The sequence below is a fragment of the Xanthobacter luteus genome, from assembly GCF_040049235.1.
In the GTDB taxonomy this organism is placed as follows: Bacteria; Pseudomonadota; Alphaproteobacteria; order Rhizobiales; family Xanthobacteraceae; genus Xanthobacter.
On sequence record NZ_JBDZDO010000009.1, the window covers coordinates 165,774 to 182,817 of the forward strand.

13 protein-coding genes are annotated in these 17,044 nt (G+C 71.2%); 8 read left to right on the forward strand and 5 right to left on the reverse strand.

Going from position 1 to position 17,044, the window contains the following annotated elements:
* The first annotated feature begins 294 nt into the window (after positions 1 to 294).
* Positions 295 to 3,273 carry a malto-oligosyltrehalose synthase gene (treY, locus tag ABLE88_RS22880; protein WP_348834165.1) on the forward strand — a complete coding sequence of 993 codons (2,979 nt, stop codon included), beginning with the start codon at positions 295 to 297 and terminating at the stop codon, positions 3,271 to 3,273.
* Positions 3,274 to 3,358: 85 nt separating this feature from the next.
* Entirely contained in the window at positions 3,359 to 3,706 is a 348-nt protein-coding gene (locus ABLE88_RS22885) for a hypothetical protein (protein ID WP_348834166.1), read from the forward strand.
* Between the two features lie 21 nt (positions 3,707 to 3,727).
* On the opposite strand, the gene ABLE88_RS22890 is transcribed toward ABLE88_RS22885, so the two are convergent.
* Both ABLE88_RS22890 and ABLE88_RS22895 read right to left on the reverse strand, forming a co-directional pair.
* The gene (locus ABLE88_RS22890) at positions 3,728 to 4,684 is read right to left on the reverse strand and encodes a pirin family protein (RefSeq protein ID WP_348834168.1); all 957 of its coding nucleotides are present in this window, start codon (positions 4,682 to 4,684) and stop codon (positions 3,728 to 3,730) included.
* A gap of 43 nt (positions 4,685 to 4,727) precedes the next feature.
* Positions 4,728 to 6,356, reverse strand: coding sequence for an acyl-CoA synthetase (locus ABLE88_RS22895; protein WP_348834169.1), 1,629 nt, complete (start codon positions 6,354 to 6,356; stop codon positions 4,728 to 4,730).
* 328 nt (positions 6,357 to 6,684) lie between these two features.
* Between ABLE88_RS22895 and ABLE88_RS22900 the strand changes: the two genes are divergently transcribed.
* The gene (locus ABLE88_RS22900) at positions 6,685 to 8,601 is read left to right on the forward strand and encodes a propionyl-CoA synthetase (RefSeq protein WP_348834170.1); all 1,917 of its coding nucleotides are present in this window, start codon (positions 6,685 to 6,687) and stop codon (positions 8,599 to 8,601) included.
* 94 nt (positions 8,602 to 8,695) lie between these two features.
* On the opposite strand, the gene ABLE88_RS22905 is transcribed toward ABLE88_RS22900, so the two are convergent.
* Positions 8,696 to 8,995 (reverse strand): hypothetical protein, encoded by a 300-nt coding sequence (locus ABLE88_RS22905; RefSeq protein ID WP_348834171.1) that lies wholly within the window; start codon positions 8,993 to 8,995, stop codon positions 8,696 to 8,698.
* Positions 8,996 to 9,324: 329 nt separating this feature from the next.
* Entirely contained in the window at positions 9,325 to 9,543 is a 219-nt protein-coding gene (locus tag ABLE88_RS22910) for a hypothetical protein (protein WP_348834173.1), read from the reverse strand.
* Positions 9,544 to 10,112: 569 nt separating this feature from the next.
* Here ABLE88_RS22910 and ABLE88_RS22915 point away from each other — a divergent pair.
* The 5 genes from ABLE88_RS22915 (at position 10,113) to clcA (ending at position 16,464) form a co-directional block, all read left to right on the forward strand.
* A complete protein-coding gene (locus tag ABLE88_RS22915) occupies positions 10,113 to 10,841 on the forward strand; it encodes an outer membrane protein (RefSeq protein ID WP_348834174.1) in 729 nt (242 codons plus the stop codon).
* A gap of 445 nt (positions 10,842 to 11,286) precedes the next feature.
* Positions 11,287 to 12,201, forward strand: a complete 915-nt coding sequence (locus ABLE88_RS22920; protein ID WP_348834175.1) for an MBL fold metallo-hydrolase — start codon at positions 11,287 to 11,289, stop codon at positions 12,199 to 12,201.
* Between the two features lie 36 nt (positions 12,202 to 12,237).
* Complete coding sequence (locus tag ABLE88_RS22925) at positions 12,238 to 12,900, forward strand: SOS response-associated peptidase (protein ID WP_348834176.1); 663 nt, start codon at positions 12,238 to 12,240, stop codon at positions 12,898 to 12,900.
* Between the two features lie 296 nt (positions 12,901 to 13,196).
* Positions 13,197 to 14,945: an ABC transporter ATP-binding protein/permease gene (locus ABLE88_RS22930; protein ID WP_348834177.1), complete on the forward strand. Its 1,749-nt coding sequence runs from the start codon at positions 13,197 to 13,199 to the stop codon at positions 14,943 to 14,945.
* A gap of 151 nt (positions 14,946 to 15,096) precedes the next feature.
* Complete coding sequence (gene clcA / locus ABLE88_RS22935; protein ID WP_348834178.1) at positions 15,097 to 16,464, forward strand: H(+)/Cl(-) exchange transporter ClcA; 1,368 nt, start codon at positions 15,097 to 15,099, stop codon at positions 16,462 to 16,464.
* Between the two features lie 4 nt (positions 16,465 to 16,468).
* Here the strand turns inward: clcA and ABLE88_RS22940 are convergent, their stop codons facing one another.
* Entirely contained in the window at positions 16,469 to 16,942 is a 474-nt protein-coding gene (locus ABLE88_RS22940; protein ID WP_348834179.1) for an HPP family protein, read from the reverse strand.
* Positions 16,943 to 17,044: the final 102 nt, after the last annotated feature.

Genomic DNA, 17,044 nt, shown 5'->3' on the forward strand with positions numbered 1-17,044 from the left:
ATGAGGGGGGGTGTCAGAATCCTGTTCTCGGCCAGGGCATTCCCGACTAGAATACTGTCAGACATTGCTCTGTCCGCGCTTTCGCGGAGCTGCGATGATCTCCAATGCCAAGAGCACCGCGTCGGGGGGCGCGACAAGGACGGGATAGGCCAGAGTGGGCGTCAGGCGTGCCGTAGGGACAAGATCGCATCGCGGGGACCAGGTTCCCGCCGTGCCACGGGCAAGGCATAGGTCGATGGCTGGCGCGTTGGTCCGCGCGGTGGCGCACGGGCCGGACCGGCGCGAATGCCGCCCATGAGCCGGATCTTCCAGATCACGCCGCAGGGCGATGCCGACCTCGAGAATGCGGACCTCATCAGCGCAGGCCTCATCGGCGCGGGCGAGATTCCTTCAAGCCCGTTCACCGCGAGCCGATTGCCGCCGAGCGAAGTCGCGGCCGCCGTCCCGGCGCCGCTGCTGTGGCGCGACGGCCTCGCCACGGTGCCGCGCGCCGTCTATCGCCTGCGCTTCCACAAGGGCTTTCCGCTGGAGGCCGCCGTTCCCTTGGCGGACTACCTCGCCGATCTCGGCGTGAGCCATGTGTGCGCCTCGCCGCTGCTGCGCTCGCGCCCGGGCCGCCGGCACGGCACCAACGTGGTGGACTTCTCGGCCATCGACCCCGATCTCGGCGGCGCCCGATCGCTGGAGCGCCTGTCCGCCGCCTTGCACCGCGCGCAGATCGGCCTTCTGATGGAGCTCGCCCCCGGCCACATGGGGGTCGGCGGCACCGACAACGAGGCCTGGCTCGATCTGCTGGAATGGGGCCGCGACAGCGCCTATGCCGCCTGGTTCGACGTGGACTGGCGCGCCGGCGACATCGATCTGCGCAACAAGGTGCTGGTCCCGTTCCTCGACCGGCCCTATTGGGAGGCGATCGGCGAGGGCGCGCTCACCTTGTCCTACGACAGCGGCCTCGCCGGCTTCGCGGCGCGCCACAACGAGCACGCTTTCCCCATCTGCCCCGCCGACTGGGCGTCGATCCTCGAGGCTGCGGACACCCCGGCGCTCTCCGGCATGGCCGACCTGTTCCGCACGCTCTCCGCCATCCGGCCCGACCGGGAGGAGCTGCGCGCCGCCAAGTATCGCCTGCTCGGCCAAGCCGAGACCGAGGAGGGCGCGCGCGCCATGCGCGGCGCGCTCGCCGCCTACGACGGGCGCACCCCGGACGGGCGCGCCCGCCTGAACGGGCTGCTCGACCGGCAGAATTTCCGCCTCGCCTGGTGGCGCGCCGCCAATGACGACCTCAACTTCCGCCGCTTCGTCGAGACCCCCGGCCTGATCGGCCTGAGGCTCGAGCGCACGGACGTGTTCGAGGCGGTGCACGCTTATGCCTTCCAGCTCTATGCCGAAGGCCTTCTGGACGGTTTCCGCGTCGCCCATCTCGACCTCATGGCCGACCCCGCCGCCTATGCCCGGCGCCTGGCGCTGAAATTGAGCGATCTGTCCGGCCGCAGGCCGCAGGAGGCGCTGCCCGCCGCTGGCTGCATCGGCCTGCCGCCCGGCTTGTTCGAGGACCGGCGCACGGCGCGCGCGGACCTGGAAGCGCCCGCGGTGGCGCCCGGCGAGGATGCCATGGCCGAGGCGGTCTCTCTGGTGATGCACGACCCCCTCGCCGCACCCGCCCTCGCCGATGTCTCGGCCGGGCTCGGCGACGAGCGCCGGTCCTTCGAGGAGGCGCGCGCCTTGAGCCGCCGCACGCTGCTCGCGGAGACCTTCGGCGCCGAGCTCCAGGCGACGGCCCGCGCGCTCCACGACGTGGCGCGCGGCGCACCGGAAGGCCGCGACGCCACCTTCGCCGCCCTGAAGCGCATCGCCCGCGCGCTCGCGGTCGCCTTCCCCGCCCGGCGCGCCTTCGGCGACATGGACGGGCGAAGCGCGCACGACGCGGCGCTCTACGCCGCCGCCTTCGCCCGCGCCCGCGCCGACGTGCCGCCCATCGATCTGCCGGTGATGGACCTGGTGGAGCGCTGGCTCGGCGGAGAGGCACCGCGCGCGGTGGCCGATTTCGCCCAGAGCGGCGCGCGCGCCCATGCCATCGCCCGCTTCCAGCAGCTCACCGCCAGCCTCGACCGCGCCGTGGCCGAGGGCATGCTGGGCGAGCGCTACGGCCGCCTGCTCTCGCGCAACGAGCGCGGCTCGGATCCCGCGCTCGTGGGCCTGCGCGCCGCCGCCTTCCACCAAATGGCGGGCGCGCTCGGCCAGGCCTGGCCCGCCGCCCCCATCGTCACCGCCGGACCCGAGCACAAGCGCGGCGAGGACGCCCGCATGCGCCTCGCGGTGATCTCCGAGCTGCCGGGCGAGTGGGAGACGCTGGTGCGCCAGCTGATGGAGCAGGCCGGCGCGCTGCGCGGGCGCACCGCGGCCGGCCCCTGCCCGCTGCCGGCGGACGAGGCGCTGCTCTATCAGAGCCTCGTCGGCGCCTGGCCGCTCACCCTGCGGCTCGACGACACCGCCGGCCTCGCCGATCTCAAGGCGCGCGTCCGGCGCTGGTTCCTCGAGGCCGTGCGCCGGACGCGGCGGGGCACCCGCCCGCTGTTCGGCAACGAGGACTACGAAGCCGGATGCGCGCGCTTCGTGGACGGCCTGTTCGAGCTGCCCGAGGCGGCGCCGGTGCGCCGGCTCATCGCCGCCTTCGTCGAGCGCATCTCGCTCGCGAGCGTCATCAATGGCTATGGGCAGGCGGTGCTGAAATGCACGCTGCCGGGCATGCCGGACATCCACCAGGGCACGGAATTCTGGGACTTCGCGCTCGATGAGCCGGACAATCTGCGCGCCGTCGACTTCCCGGCCCGCGCTTCCGCCCTCGCCTCCGGCCTGCCCGCCGAGGCGCTGCTCGGCACCTGGCCCGATGGGCGCGCCAAGCAGACGCTCATCGCCCGCCTGCTGCGCCTGCGCGCCGCCGAGCCGGCGCTGTTCGCCAAGGGCAGCTACGAGCCGCTCCACGTGGAGGGCATGCGGGAGGCGAGCGGGCTCGCATTCCTGCGGCGCCACGAGGGCAAGGCGGTGATCGTCGCGGTGACGCGCCTCGCCGCCCATCTGGTGGGGCCGGACCCCATGCCGCCGCGGGTGCCCACGGTGCGCTGGGGCGACACCGGCTTCGCGCTGCCCGACGGGCTCGCGGGCGAGTTCCGCGACGCCATCACCGGGCGCCGCACGGAGGCCAGCATGGGCCGGCTGGAATTCGGCGACCTGTTCGCCGCCTTCCCGGCGGCGGTGCTCACACAGCTCGCCTGAGCCAAGGGGAACCGCGCCCGACATGGCGACGTTACCTCCTGGGAAGGCCGCGCGCAGCGCGCGGCCGAGCCACCGGAGCCGTGCCGTGACCCTTTCCCCCGCCGCCGAAGACGCCCGCGACCGGCAGGCCCGCGCCGCCCAGGCGGAAGCCGAGAAGGCGAAGTCCGCGCAGCAGCAGGCGGACAAAGAGAAGGCCGAAAAGGAAAAGGCCGACGCGGAGCTCGACCGCGCGCTCGAGGAGAGCTTCCCGGCGAGCGATCCCCCCTCCCAGGCGCGCGCCTCGGCCGAGCCCGATCGCGCCCCGGACGCCGCGGCGCGGGCCGAGCACGCGCGCCGCTCCGCGCAGCTCGACGAGGCGCTGGAGGAGACCTTTCCCGCCAGCGATGCCCCGGCGATCACCCAGCCCTCCGGCGGCGAGACGCCCAAGACCTGATCCTGCGCCCGCGCGGTCCGCTCAGGGCCGCGGCGCCTGCGGCCGGGGCCGGCCGGGGCCGTCCTCCGGGGCGGGGATGAATTCCTCGTGGTCCATGGGGATGAGGTCGAACCGGCCGCGCCGCCAGGCGTCCTTCGCCTGGTCGATGCGGTCGAGGTCGGAGGCGACGAAGTTCCACCAGATGTAGCGCGGCCCCTCCAAGGGCTCGCCGCCGAGCACCATCACCCGCGCCGGCTCCAGCGCCGTGATGGCGGTCGCAAGCCCACGCCGGATCACCAGCATCTGGCCCGGCGGGAAGCGCGTGCCGTCGACCTCCACCGCGCCGTCCAGCGTGAACACCGCGCGGTCCTCGTGGGTGGGGTCCACCGGCAGGCGCGCGCCGGCGGCAAGCTGCGCCTCCACATAGAAGGACGGCGAGGAGAGCGGCACCGGCGCGGTGGCGCCGAAGGCCGAGCCCAGCACCACCCGGGCGCGCACGCCGGCATCCTCCACCACCGGCAGCGCGCCGGTGCCGGAATGATGGAACGCCGGGGCGCAATCCTCGCTGGCGCGGGGCAGCGCCACCCAGCTCTGGATGCCGTAGAGCGGCCCGCCCCGCGCCTTGACCGTGGCGTCGTGGCGCTCGGAATGGACGATGCCGCGGCCGGCGGTCATCAGGTTCACCGCGCCCGGCTCGATCACCCGCTCGGTGCCGAGGCTGTCGCGGTGGATCATCGCCCCCTCGAACAGATAGGTCACGGTCGACAGCCCGATATGGGGATGGGGCCGCACGTCCTCGGCCTGCCGCGCGTCGAAGCGCACCGGCCCCATGCGGTCGAAGAAGATGAACGGGCCGATCATCTGCCCCTGCGCCGAGGGCAGCACGCGCGCCACCTCCATGCCGCCGATGTCGCGGGCGCGTGGCACGATCACGGTCTCCACGGCGGCGCAGCTCGCGGCGTCGCCGGGCACGGGATCGGGGCAGGGAACGAAGCTCATGCGGGCCTCCTGGCGGGCGACGGGGCGCGCCAGATTGCCCCGCTCAGGCCTCCTTGGCCATCTCGCGCAGGCGGAACTTCTGGATCTTGCCGGTGGAGGTCTTCGGGATCTCCGCGAACACGATGTGGCGCGGGCACTTGTAGCTTGCGAGGTGCTGGCGGCAGTGGGCGATCAGCTCCTCGGCGGTGGCGCCCATGCCGGCGCGCAGCTCGACGAACGCCACCGGGGTCTCGCCCCACTTCTCGTCGGGCTTGGCCACCACCGCCGCCGCGGCCACCGCCGGGTGCTTGTAGAGCGCGTCCTCCACCTCGATGGAGGAGATGTTCTCGCCGCCGGAGATGATGATGTCCTTGGAGCGGTCCTTGAGCTGGATGTAGCCGTCGGGGTGCTTCACCCCGAGGTCGCCGGAATGGAACCAGCCGCCCTCGAACGCCTTGTCGGTGGCCGAGGGATTCTTGAGGTAGCCCTTCATCACCACGTTGCCGCGGAACATCACCTCGCCCAGGGTCTCCCCGTCCGCCGGCACCGGCACCATGGTCTGCGGGTCCATCACCTCGAGCGCCTCCAGCGCGCCGTAGCGCACGCCCTGGCGCGCCTTCTTCATCGCGCGCTCGGTCGCCGGCAGGTCGTCCCACTCGCTGTGCCAGTCGTTCACCACCGCCGGGCCATAGACCTCGGTGAGCCCGTACACATGGACCACGTTGAAGCCGGCATCCTGCATGGCGGCCAGCACCGCCTCGGGCGGCGGAGCGGCGGCGGTGATGAACTCCACCCGCCCCGGCAGCGTCCGCTTCTCGGCATCGGGCGCGTTGAGCAGGGTCGACATGACGATGGGGGCACCGCACATGTGCGTGACCTTGTGGTCGGCGATGGCGTCGAACATGGCCTTGGCGCGCACCTGCCGCAGGCACACATGGGTGCCGGCCACCAGCGTGATCGACCAGGGGAAGCACCAGCCATTGCAGTGGAACATGGGCAGCGTCCACAGATAGACCGGGTGCCGGCCGAGCGCGCAGGTGACGACGTTGCCCACCGCCAGCAGATGCGCGCCGCGGTGGTGGTAGACCACGCCCTTGGGGTCGCCGGTGGTGCCGGAGGTGTAATTGAGGGCGATGGCGTCCCACTCGTCGGCGGGCATGGCCCAGGCATATTCGGGGTCGCCGGTGGCGAGGAAATCCTCGTACTCCATCTGGCCGATCCGCTCGCCCGCGCCGACAAATTCCGGGTCGTCATAGTCGATGACGATCGGCTTGCGCACCGCCATGGCGAGCGCCGCCTTCATCACGGGCGAAAATTCCCGGTCGGTGATCAGCACCTTGGCTTCGCCGTGATCGATGGTGAAGGCGAGGATGGCGGCGTCGAGCCGGGTGTTGAGCGAGTTCAGGACCGCCCCGGTCATGGGCACGCCGTAGTGCGCCTCCAGCATGGCGGGCACGTTCGGCAGCATCACCGCCACCGTGTCGCCGGTGCCGACGCCGAGCTTTTCGAGCGCCGAGGCGAGGCGCCGGGCGCGGGCGTAGAAGTCGCGGTAAGTCCGCCTCAGCCCGCCGTGGAGGATGGCGGTGTGGTCGGGGAACACGCGCGCCGCGCGCTCCAGGAAGCCGAGCGGGGTCAGAGGCTGGTAGTTGGCCGGGTTACGGCCGAGATGAAGGTCATAGATGCTGCCCGACATGAGGCCCCCCGCCGGATGAGTGGAGCGGTGTCGTCGAAGCCCTGGATCCGACACTGATCCGAAGGCTCCGCGCAAAGCCGTCTCTCTTGAAAATGGGGAGCCCGCCGCGGTCCACCGTGCGCGGTTGTCCTGCCACGCGCGTCGAATGAAGCGGGCTCCGATTGCGCGCGAAATCTAGCCGAGCCAGGATGGAAGAGGCAATCGCCGGGCGTCGATCGAAGGTCTCGCGCATATCCTACGATCGTAGTACGCATTTCTTCGATCTTGCGCTGTGAAAAGACGTTCGGCTCTAAACCGATCAAGAGCAAGCCAACCAGGGGAAGCGCCCATGACACAGATCGGCACCAGCCGCTACGCGGAAACCTATGCCCGCTGGCGGGCCGATCCTGCCGCCTTCTGGGGCGAGGCGGCCGGGGACATCGACTGGATCAAGCCCGCCGACCAGGTGTTCGATCCGGACGCGGGCATCTATGGCCGCTGGTTTTCCGGCGCCACCGCCAACACCTGCCACAATGCGGTGGACCGCCACGTGGCCGCCGGCCGCGGCGGCCAGGCGGCGCTGATCTATGACAGCCCGGTCACCGGCGCCAAGCGCACCATCACCTATGCCGAGCTCAAGCAGGAGACGCGCGTGCTCGGCGCGGTGCTCGCCGACATGGGGGTGAGGAAGGGTGACCGCGTGGTCATCTACATGCCCATGGTGGCCGAGGCGGTGATCGCCATGCTCGCCTGCGCGCGCATCGGCGCCATCCATTCGGTGGTGTTCGGCGGCTTCGCGGCAAAAGAGCTCGCCACCCGCATCGAGGATGCCGAGCCGAGGGTGATCCTCGCCGCCTCCTGCGGCATCGAGCCGACCCGCGTGGTGGCCTACAAGCCGCTGCTCGACCTCGCCATCTCCATGTCCGCGTTCAAGCCGGAGGGCTGCCTGGTGCTCCAGCGCAGCGAGGGTCCGGCCACCCTGGTGCAAGACCGCGACCTCGACTGGGCGCAGGCCTGCGCCGACGCCCGCGCCGCCGGCAAGGGCGCCGATTGCGTGGAAGTGGCCGCCACCGATCCGCTCTATGTGCTCTACACTTCGGGCACCACCGGCAAGCCCAAGGGCGTGGTGCGCGACACCGGCGGCCACATGGTGGCGCTGCGCTGGAGCATGGAAAACCTTTACGGCATCAAGCCGGGCGAGGTGTTCTGGGCGGCCTCCGACATCGGCTGGGTGGTGGGCCACTCCTACATCGTCTACGCGCCGCTGCTGATGGGCTGCACCTCCGTCGTCTATGAGGGCAAGCCGGTGGGCACGCCCGATCCCGGCGCCTTCTGGCGCGTCATCGAGGAGCACAAGGTGGTGGCGCTGTTCACCGCGCCCACCGCGCTGCGCGCCATCAAGAAGGAAGACCCGGACTCCACCTTCATGCGGGGCCGGGACATGAGCCATTTCCGCACCTTGTTCCTCGCCGGCGAGCGCGCCGATCCCGATACCGTCAAGTGGGCGGAGGAGAAGCTCGGCGTGCCGGTGGTGGACCACTGGTGGCAGACCGAGACCGGCTGGGCCATCGCCGGCAATCCGGTGGGCCTCGGCCTGCTGCCGGTCAAGCTCGGCTCCCCCACCGTGCCGATGCCGGGCTACGACCTGCAGATCGTGGACGAGGCGGCCAAGCCCGTGCCGGCCGGCACCATGGGTTCCATCGTCATCAAGCTGCCGTTGCCGCCCGGCTGCCTGCCGACCTTGTGGCAGCAGGACGAGCGATTCACGGAGAGCTACCTCGCCGACTATCCCGGCTACTACAAGACGGCGGATGCCGGCTTCATGGACGACGACGGCTACGTCTTCGTGATGGGCCGGACCGACGACATCATCAACGTCGCCGGCCATCGCCTGTCCACCGGCGGCATGGAGGAGGTCATCGCCTCCCACCCGGATGTGGCCGAATGCGCCGTGATCGGCGTCAAGGACGAGCTGAAGGGCGAGGTGCCCTGCGGCTTCGTGGTGCTCAAGGCGGGCGAGCGCCGGGCGCCGGACGTGATCGAGAAGGAACTGGTCGGCCTGGTGCGCGACCGTATCGGCCCGGTGGCGGCGTTCAAGCTCGCCATTACCGTCAACCGCCTGCCCAAGACGCGCTCGGGCAAGATCTTGCGCGGCACCATGAAGAAGATCGCCGACCACGACGCCTGGTCCATGCCGGCCACCATCGACGATCCGGTGGTGCTGGAGGAGATCGAGGACGTGCTGAAGGCGCGCGGCATCGCCTGAGCGGCGAGGCGGGGCGAAGCGAAAATCCGCGGGTCGTGCAACACTCCGCGGCACGCCCGGGCGGCCCGCGCGCGGGCGCTCCGGCGCGCGCGGCTCAGTTGCTCCTGCCGCCGCCCCGGAAGGGCTCGAAGCAGGTGAAGCCCACATAGCACTGCTTCACGTCCCGGGTCGGGATCCATTCCGGCTTGAGCTGCTGGTCGTAGAGGCAGAAGCTCTGGTCCCGCACGTAGCGGTCATAGAGCGTGGGCGAGGTGGCGAACACCACGGCGCCCTTCTGCTGCACCAATTGGGCCGCCTGGGCGCAGGTGAGGCCGGCGCTCTTGGTCATCGCCTGCGCGGCGCCGCATCCGGCGATCACGAGCGCCGCGGCCAGCACGGAAATCCTGACGGTCATCACTGCCTTCCTCGCGCCTCTTGGGCGCCGACGTCGGCCGCCTCGGCCGACACCGGTTTCGCGGGCCTTGCGGCTCCGATCCCGGCGCGGCGCATCCGGCGGCGTGACACAGATGCGCGCCGCCCGTTCCCCGCGCAAGCCCCCGCCGGCACCGGGCAGCATTTACGTACCGTTGAGCCATTCACGTCTGGATGAAGACTTGCGCGCCCCCCGCACCGGCAAGACATTCCGGGCGGACGGGCGCGACACATCTTCACCAAGACCCATTTCTTCACGCAGACCGCTTGCGTCACCATATCCGTGCCGAAGCGCGGCCCGCGGCGGCGGTCTCAGGGCACCCAATCGTCCCGCGACGGGGTGAAGCAGGTGTAGCCGATGAAGCATTGCGGCGTGTCGCGGGTCGGCACCCAGGCGTTCTTGAGCACCTCGCCGCCGGCGCAGAAATTGGCCGCGCTCACATAGCGGTCATAGGTGGTGGCGCTGGTGGACAGGACGATGCCGCCTTTGGCGCGCACCAGCGCCGCCGCCTCGCTGCAGGTCATGGACATGGTGGACGGGCGCGACTGGGCGACGGCCGGAGCCGGAGCCGACGCATATAGGGCCAGTGCGAGCGCCGCGCACGGCCCCAGGCTTCCCGCCAATCGGAACGACTGCATTGCTGTGTCTCCTGCCGGCTGATCCGGCGTTTGTTTGGTCTGCTTCTAAGCCCATACGCATGAACCGGCGCTGAAGACCGCCGGCCGGCCCGCGCAAATGCGCCCGGGCCGGAGGATCGGGGCTGCGGATCACCCCCGGCCAGCCCATTGCTCCGGCGAGGCGCGCCTATCGGCGCGCGGCGCGCCCCGGCAAACACCCCGCGTCGCCTCGCTTTTGCTAAGTTTCTCTAAACTTCGGAGGTATCGGGGAGCATTCCGGGCAAATTCGCGTCGAAGTGCGGTATTTCGGTGCGATTTCAAGGGCTAGCAAGGCGCGTTTTGGTTGCGAGTGTGGCAGGAAAGATACGGCTTTTTGGACCGACCCCTGCTAGACAGAGGGCACTGGACGAAGCGACTCGTTTGGCGAGTGTTGCCGGCGGGTTCAGCGAAAAAAGCGTTTCCCAAGCTTAAGGGGGTTACACATGAAGCGGTTCCTTCTCGCCACTGTCGCGCTGGCGGCGCTCTCGGCTCCGGCCGCGGCTGCTGACCTGGCGACGAAGTATCCCGTCAAGGCGGTTGCCGTGCCGGTGTTCTCCTGGACCGGTTTCTACATCGGCGCCAACGTCGGCTACGGCGGTGATTCCTTCACCTACGACGTGACCGACAGCCTCGGCTTCATCTCCGGCATCCCCGGCCTCGAGCTGGCCTCCGCGAGCCTGAACTCCTCTGGCTTCTTCGTCGGCGGCCAGATCGGCTACAACTATCAGTTCGCCAACAACGTGGTGCTCGGCATCGAGACCGACCTGCAGTGGTCCGACATCTCCGGCACCGTGTCCGCCTCGGTGGTCGGCCTGCCGGTCGTGAACTTCGGTTCGTCGGTTGACTACTTCGGCACGATCCGCGCCCGCCTCGGCTACGCGATCGACCGGTTCCTGCCCTACATCACCGGTGGTGTGGCCTACGGCAAGACCGGCACCAGCGCCACGCTGCTCGGCGTTCCGGTGTTCTCCGAGAGCTCCACCAGCTGGGGCTGGACCGTGGGTGCCGGCGGCGAGTTCGCCATCACCAACCACTGGACGTTCAAGGCTGAATACCTGTACGTCGACCTCGGCAACAGCGATGTTGACGCGACTGTGGTTGCCCCCGGCGTCGTGGTCGGCAACGACTCCAAGTTCCACACCTTCAAGGCTGGTGTGAACTACAAGTTCTGATCGAAGCGTCGCTTCGTTCGAAACCCGCTGCCGCAAGGCAGCGGGTTTTTTATTGCTGGCCGGCCCCCGAACGGGGCCGATCCTGCGCGGACGCGCCTGATGGGCCCGGCGCCGGTGCCGGAATTCAGCCGGACCGGCTTCCATATCGGCGCCGACGTGGGCTGTGGCGCGGCGCTCCGCCACCCCGGTGGGGCTGGACCGCCGGCGCCGCGCTCGACGTGGCCGACCGAGCATTGGATCGTGCGCGGCGAGTAAGTCCATGTGGACCTCGGCGCGGTCAATCCCATCAATGGCGATGCCGCGAGAGCCTTGGACCTGCCCTTCAGCCTGGTCCGCCTGGCCGCCAGCTCCACGTTCTAGCCTGCCGCCCGCAAATGCGCGCCTGATCGCCGCCACCGGCCGGCGCGCCCTGTCGCCGGACGGCAAGCTGGGCTAGCTTGCGCCCATGAGCGAAGACATCACCTTCGACCGCGCCTTCGACCCGCCCGCCGGCCGGGTGGTCGAGGTCAGCCCCCTGGTCCGTCGCATCGTCGCGCCGAACCCCTCGCCCTTCACCTTCACCGGCACCTGCACCTATATCGTCGGCCGGGGGAAGGTGGCGATCCTCGACCCCGGCCCGGACGACCCCACCCACGTCGCCGCGGTGCTGGACGCGGTGCGCGGCGAGGAGGTCTCCCACATCTTCCTCACCCACACCCACCGCGACCATTCGCCCGCCTGCCCGAAGGTGAAGGCCGCCACCGGCGCCGTCACCCTGGCCGAAGGGCCGCACCGGCCCTCGCGGCCGATCGAGATCGGCGAGGCCGCCCGGCTCGACGCCAGCGGCGACATGGACTTCCGCCCCGACATCGCGCTTGAGGACGGCGCCACCGTCGCCGGCCCCGGCTGGACCCTGACCGCCGTCGCCACCCCCGGCCATACGGCGAACCACCTCGCCTTCGCGCTGAAGGAGGAGGACCTGCTGTTCTCGGGCGACCACGTGATGGCCTGGGCCACCTCCATCGTCGCCCCGCCGGACGGGTCCATGGGCGACTACATCGCCTCGCTGGAACGCCTCGCGGCGCGGCAGGAGAAAGTGTATCTCCCCGGCCATGGCGGCCCGGTGCGCGACGCCCCGGCCCATGTGCGCGACTTCCTCGCGCACCGCCATGCCCGCGAGGCGGCGATCCTGCGTGCGCTCGACCGCGACGCCACCACCATTCCCGAGCTGGTGCGCGGCATCTATATCGGCCTCGATCCGCGGCTCGTGGGCGCCGCCTCCCTCACGGTGCTTGCCCATCTCGAGCATCTGGTGGCGCGCGGGCGGGTCTCGACCGACGGGCCGGCCGCCATCACCGGCCGGTTCCGGCTCGCGGCGTGAGCGCGGCCCGCGCCCCGGTTTGAGCGGAGGCCCGCCATGTGCTCGCGCTTCGTCCAGCACCTGTCGCCGCGCGCTTATGCGGAAATCTACGGCGTCGGCCTCGACGCGCCGCTGCCCAACGCCCCCGCCCGCTGGAACGTGGCGCCCACCGACAGCGCCTTGGTGCTGCGCCGCCATCCGCAGAGCGGCGCGCTCGCTCTGTCGCTGCTGCGCTGGGGCCTGGTGCCGGTCTGGTCCAAGGATGCAAGCGGCGCCGCCAAGCTGATCAACGCCCGCGCCGAGACCGTGACCGAGAAGCCGTCGTTCCGCGACGCCTGGGCCAAGCGCCGGCGCTGCTTGGTGCCGGCGGACGGCTTCTACGAATGGACGCCGGGACCGACCGGCAAGGTGCCCCATTTCATCACCCTGAGCGGCGGCGCCGGCATGGCGCTCGCCGGCCTGTGGGAGGGCTGGAAGGACCCGGCCAGCGGGGAATGGCTGCGCACCTTCACGCTTTTGACCTGCGCGGCCAACGCCGCCATGGCGCCGTTGCACGCGCGCATGCCGGTGATCCTCGCCCAGGCCGACATCGCCCGCTTCCTCGACGATCCGGACCCGCGCGACCTCCTCGCCCCCTCCCCCGTCGCCCTCGATCACCATCCGGTCGACCCGGCGGAGGCCAAGCCCGGCGCCGCGGCGCCCGCCCGCGCCTCGATCTGAAGGCGGAGCGGCCCTGCCCGCGGCGGCGAAGTCGTTTCGAGACCGCCGGCGAACACGTCCATCGCCATTGTTCCGGCATCGCGGCCCGACGCTGGTGCGGCGCGATGGTCAGGGCGGCCATTCCGGCCCGGATCCCAGAAGAAGAAGCCTGCGCCAACCCTGGGGCAGGCTCATCTAACCTTAGGGAAAACCACGCGAAACCTTTCCGCGATTTAATGTGGCAGCCATCGTGCGGACACGCTCATGCCGGCAAAGCTTCAGGCCCACAGCCGAGCAAGACCGAGCGGAGACGCACCGTGCGCAAGTTCCTCCACCTCTTAGGCGACGTGCGCCGCCTCGCGCTGCCTTACTTCCGCAGCGAGGAGCGCCGGGTCGCGCTCGCCCTGCTCGGCGCGGTGGTGGCGCTGGAGCTCGCCTGGGTCTACGCCACCGTGCTCATCAACGAATGGAACGTCGCCTTCTTCAACGCCATCCAGGACAAGGACTTCGCCGGTTTCCGCACGCAGCTGCTGGTGTTCTGCGCCATCGCCGCGTGCGCCATCGTCGTCGCGGTGTACCAGATCTACCTGAAGCAGTGGCTGGAGATCCGCTGGCGGCGCTGGCTCACCACCCGCTATCTCGACGCCTGGCTCACCGACGACGTGCATTACCGCCTGCGGCTCAGGGGGGATCTTGCGGACAATCCCGACCAGCGCATCGCCGAGGACGTGCAATTGTTCGTCAGCCGCACCATCGCCATCGCCATCGGCCTGCTCGGCGCCACCGTCTCCCTGGTCTCCTTCTCCATCATCCTGTGGGGCCTGTCCGGCCCGCTGGCGGTGCGCCTGTTCGGGCACGAGGTGAGCATCCCCGGCTATTTGTTCTTCGCGGCGCTGCTCTATTCGGCGCTCGGCACGTTGATCGCCCATCTCATCGGCCGGCCGCTGGTGCGGCTCAATTTCGAGCAGCAGCGCTTCGAGGCGGACTTCCGCGTGGACCTGGTGCGGGTGCGCGAGCACGGCGAGCAGATCGCCTTGCTCGGCGGCGGCGCGGCGGAGGAGCGGCGCCTGCAGGGTCGCTTCACCAAGGTGTGGGGCAACTTCTTCGACATCATGCGGGCGCAGAAGCGGCTGACCTGGTTCACCGCCGGCTTCAATCAGGTCTCCAACATCTTCCCCTTCGTGGTGGTGGCGCCGCGCTACTTCTCCGGCGCCATCCAGCTCGGCCAGCTGATGCAGACCGGCTCCGCCTTCGGCTCGGTGCAGGGCGCCTTCTCCTTCTTCGTGTCGAGCTATGTGGAGCTCGCCGAATGGGCCTCGGTGGTGCAGCGCCTCACCGGCTTCGAGCGCGCCATGGCTTCGGCGCGTGCCGCCGATCCCGCCTTCGTCACCACGGCGGCTCCCTTCGCAGAAGGCGGCATCCTCGCGCTGTCGCAGCTCGACGTGCGCCTGCCCACCGGCGCGCCGCTGGTGACGGTGGACGGGGTCAGCGTGGCGCCGGGCGAGCGGGTCCTGGTGACGGGGCCGTCCGGCGCCGGCAAGACCACGCTGCTGCGCGCCATCGCCGGCATCTGGCCGCACGGCAGCGGCGCGATCGCGCGCCACCCGGACCACCGGCTGCTGGTGCTGCCGCAGAAGCCCTACGTGCCCGTCGGCCGGCTCGACGCCGCCCTCGCTTATCCCGCGCCCGCGCAGGACATCGCCCGCGCCGACCTCGAGGCGGCGCTGGCGGCGGTGGGGCTGCCGGAGCTCGCCGCCCGGCTCGACGAGGAGGCGCAATGGCCGCACGAGCTCTCGCTCGGCGAGCAGCAGCGCCTCGCCATCGCCCGCGCTTTGATCCAGGCGCCGGAGGTGCTGCTGCTGGACGAGGCCACCTCCGCCCTCGACGAGGACTCCGAGGCGGCGCTCTACGCGGTCCTGCGGGCCCGCCTGCCGCTCGCCACCACGATCTCGATCGGTCACCGCGCCACTTTGGTGCCGCTGCACGACCGGGTGCTCCATCTGCACGGCCCCGAGGCGCCGCGCGTGCTGCGGCCGGCAGGTCCGCCGATGCTACAGTCCGCCTGACGGCGGCGGCACGCTTGCGGGAGCGCGCCGTCCTCCGGTAAGCACGCAGGGGGGCGCCGCGACATCCAAGCGCGGCCCGGAGCCGGACCGCCGGGGGCGAGCGCCCGAAGCGGCGCGCCGGCTCCGCCATGCGAGCGCGGAGCACGGATCATTGGCGGACGAGACGTCGCAAGGGCACCGCGCGCCGCGTGATGCGGTCTATTATCTCCTGGCGGCCCTGGTGGGCGCCATCGCCGGCGCGGCGGGCGCCGGGTTCCATATCGCGGTGGAACAGGCCGCGCGCTGGCCGGTTCTGCTCGGCGGCGTCTTCGAAGGCCCGGCGCTGCTCGCCGCGCTCTCCGCCGTCTCCGCCGCCATGGTGGTCCTGTCGGTGGCGTTGGTGCGCCGGTTCGCGCCCGAGGCCGCCGGCTCCGGCGTGCAGGAGATCGAGGGCGCGCTCGAGGGCCTGCGGCCGGTGCGCTGGCAGCGCATCCTGCCGGTGAAGTTCTTCGGTGGCGTGCTGGCCCTGGGCTCGGGCCTGGTCGCCGGGCGCGAGGGCCCCACCATCCACATGGGCGCCTCGATCGCCAAGGCGGTCTCGGACGCCGTCGGCCTCGGCACCCGCGACATGCGCGGGCTGCTCGCCGCCGGCGGCGCGGCGGGCCTCGCCGCCGCCTTCAACGCCCCGCTCGCCGCGATCCTGTTCGTGATCGAGGAGACGCGCCGGCAATTCCCCTACGGCTTCCGCACCTACAGCGCCGTCATCCTGTGCTCGGCGGCGAGCGCGGTGGTGACCGAGCTGATCGGCGGCACCGCCCCCGACATGCGGCTCGACGCGCCGGAGATGCCGCTCGTGCTCCTGCCCGCCTTCGCCGCGCTCGGCGCGGTGCTGGGGGCGGTGGGCGTCGCCTTCAACCGCGGCCTGATCCTCGCCCTCGACGGCGCCCGGGCGGTCGGCCTCAAGGTCTCGCCCTATCTGGTGCCGCTGGTGGTGGGGGCGGCGATCGGCCCGCTTCTGCTGCTGCGGCCGGAGGCCACCGGCGGCGGCGAGACGCTCGCCGTGGCGCTCGCCGGGCAGAGCCTGCCGGCGCTCACGCTCCTCGGCATCGTCGTGATCCGCTTCGTCATGACCATGGCGAGCTATTCCACCGGCATTCCCGGCGGCATCTTCGCCCCGATTCTGGCGCTCGCCACCGCGGTCGGCGTGCTGTTCGGCACCCTGCTCGGCATGGTGCTGCCGCTGCCGGCGGCGGCGCTCGCCGCGTTCTCGGTCGCCGCCATGGGCGGGCTGTTCTCCGCCACCGTGCGCGCGCCGCTGGTGGGCATGGTGCTGGTGGCCGAGCTTACCGGGGCCTACACCCTGCTCCTGCCGGTGATCTTCACCTGCCTGTTCGCCAACCTGGTCGCCGAGGCGCTCGGCGGCAGGCCGATCTACGAGGTGCTGCTGGAGCGCACGCTGCGGCTTTCCGGCCAGACCCCGCCGCCGCCCGACGCGCCGGAGGACATCGGCGGCTGGGACCAGCGCGCGCGCCGCGAGTAGCCCGTCAGCTCCAGCGCCGGGGCCACGAGCCGCGGTGCCCCAGATTGTGCCAGGCGAAGGCGAACACTGCGAGCAGCGCCGCGCCGAGGCCGACCGGCACCACCAGGAAGCTGGCCGGCAATTGCTCGATGACGATGATGATCGGGTTGATGGCGGCCGGCGGATGCATGGTGCCGGTGACGCGCATGGCCACCATGGCGACGCCCACCGCAGCCGCCGCCGCCAGCTGCGAGGGGCCGAACACCCACAGCATCGCCAGCCCGCAAAAGGCCGAGACCAGATGCCCGCCCACCAGCGCCCGCGGCTGGGCGGGGCTGGCCTCGGGCATGCCCATGACGACGACGATGGAGGTGGCGAAGGGCACCAGCGCGAGCGGCGTCTCGCCGAGGTCGGCGGCGATCTCCATGGCGCCCACGGCCGCGGCCCCGCCGATGCCGCGCCAGATCCAGGTGCCGATCTCCCCCCAGTCGAGCCTCACCGCCGCACCTCCCCTTCATGCGCGCGCGGGCGCGGCAAAACAAGGCGCGGCGGCGCGCGGCGGGCACGGGAAGCGGCGCGGGGCCGGAACGGGCGCATCAGG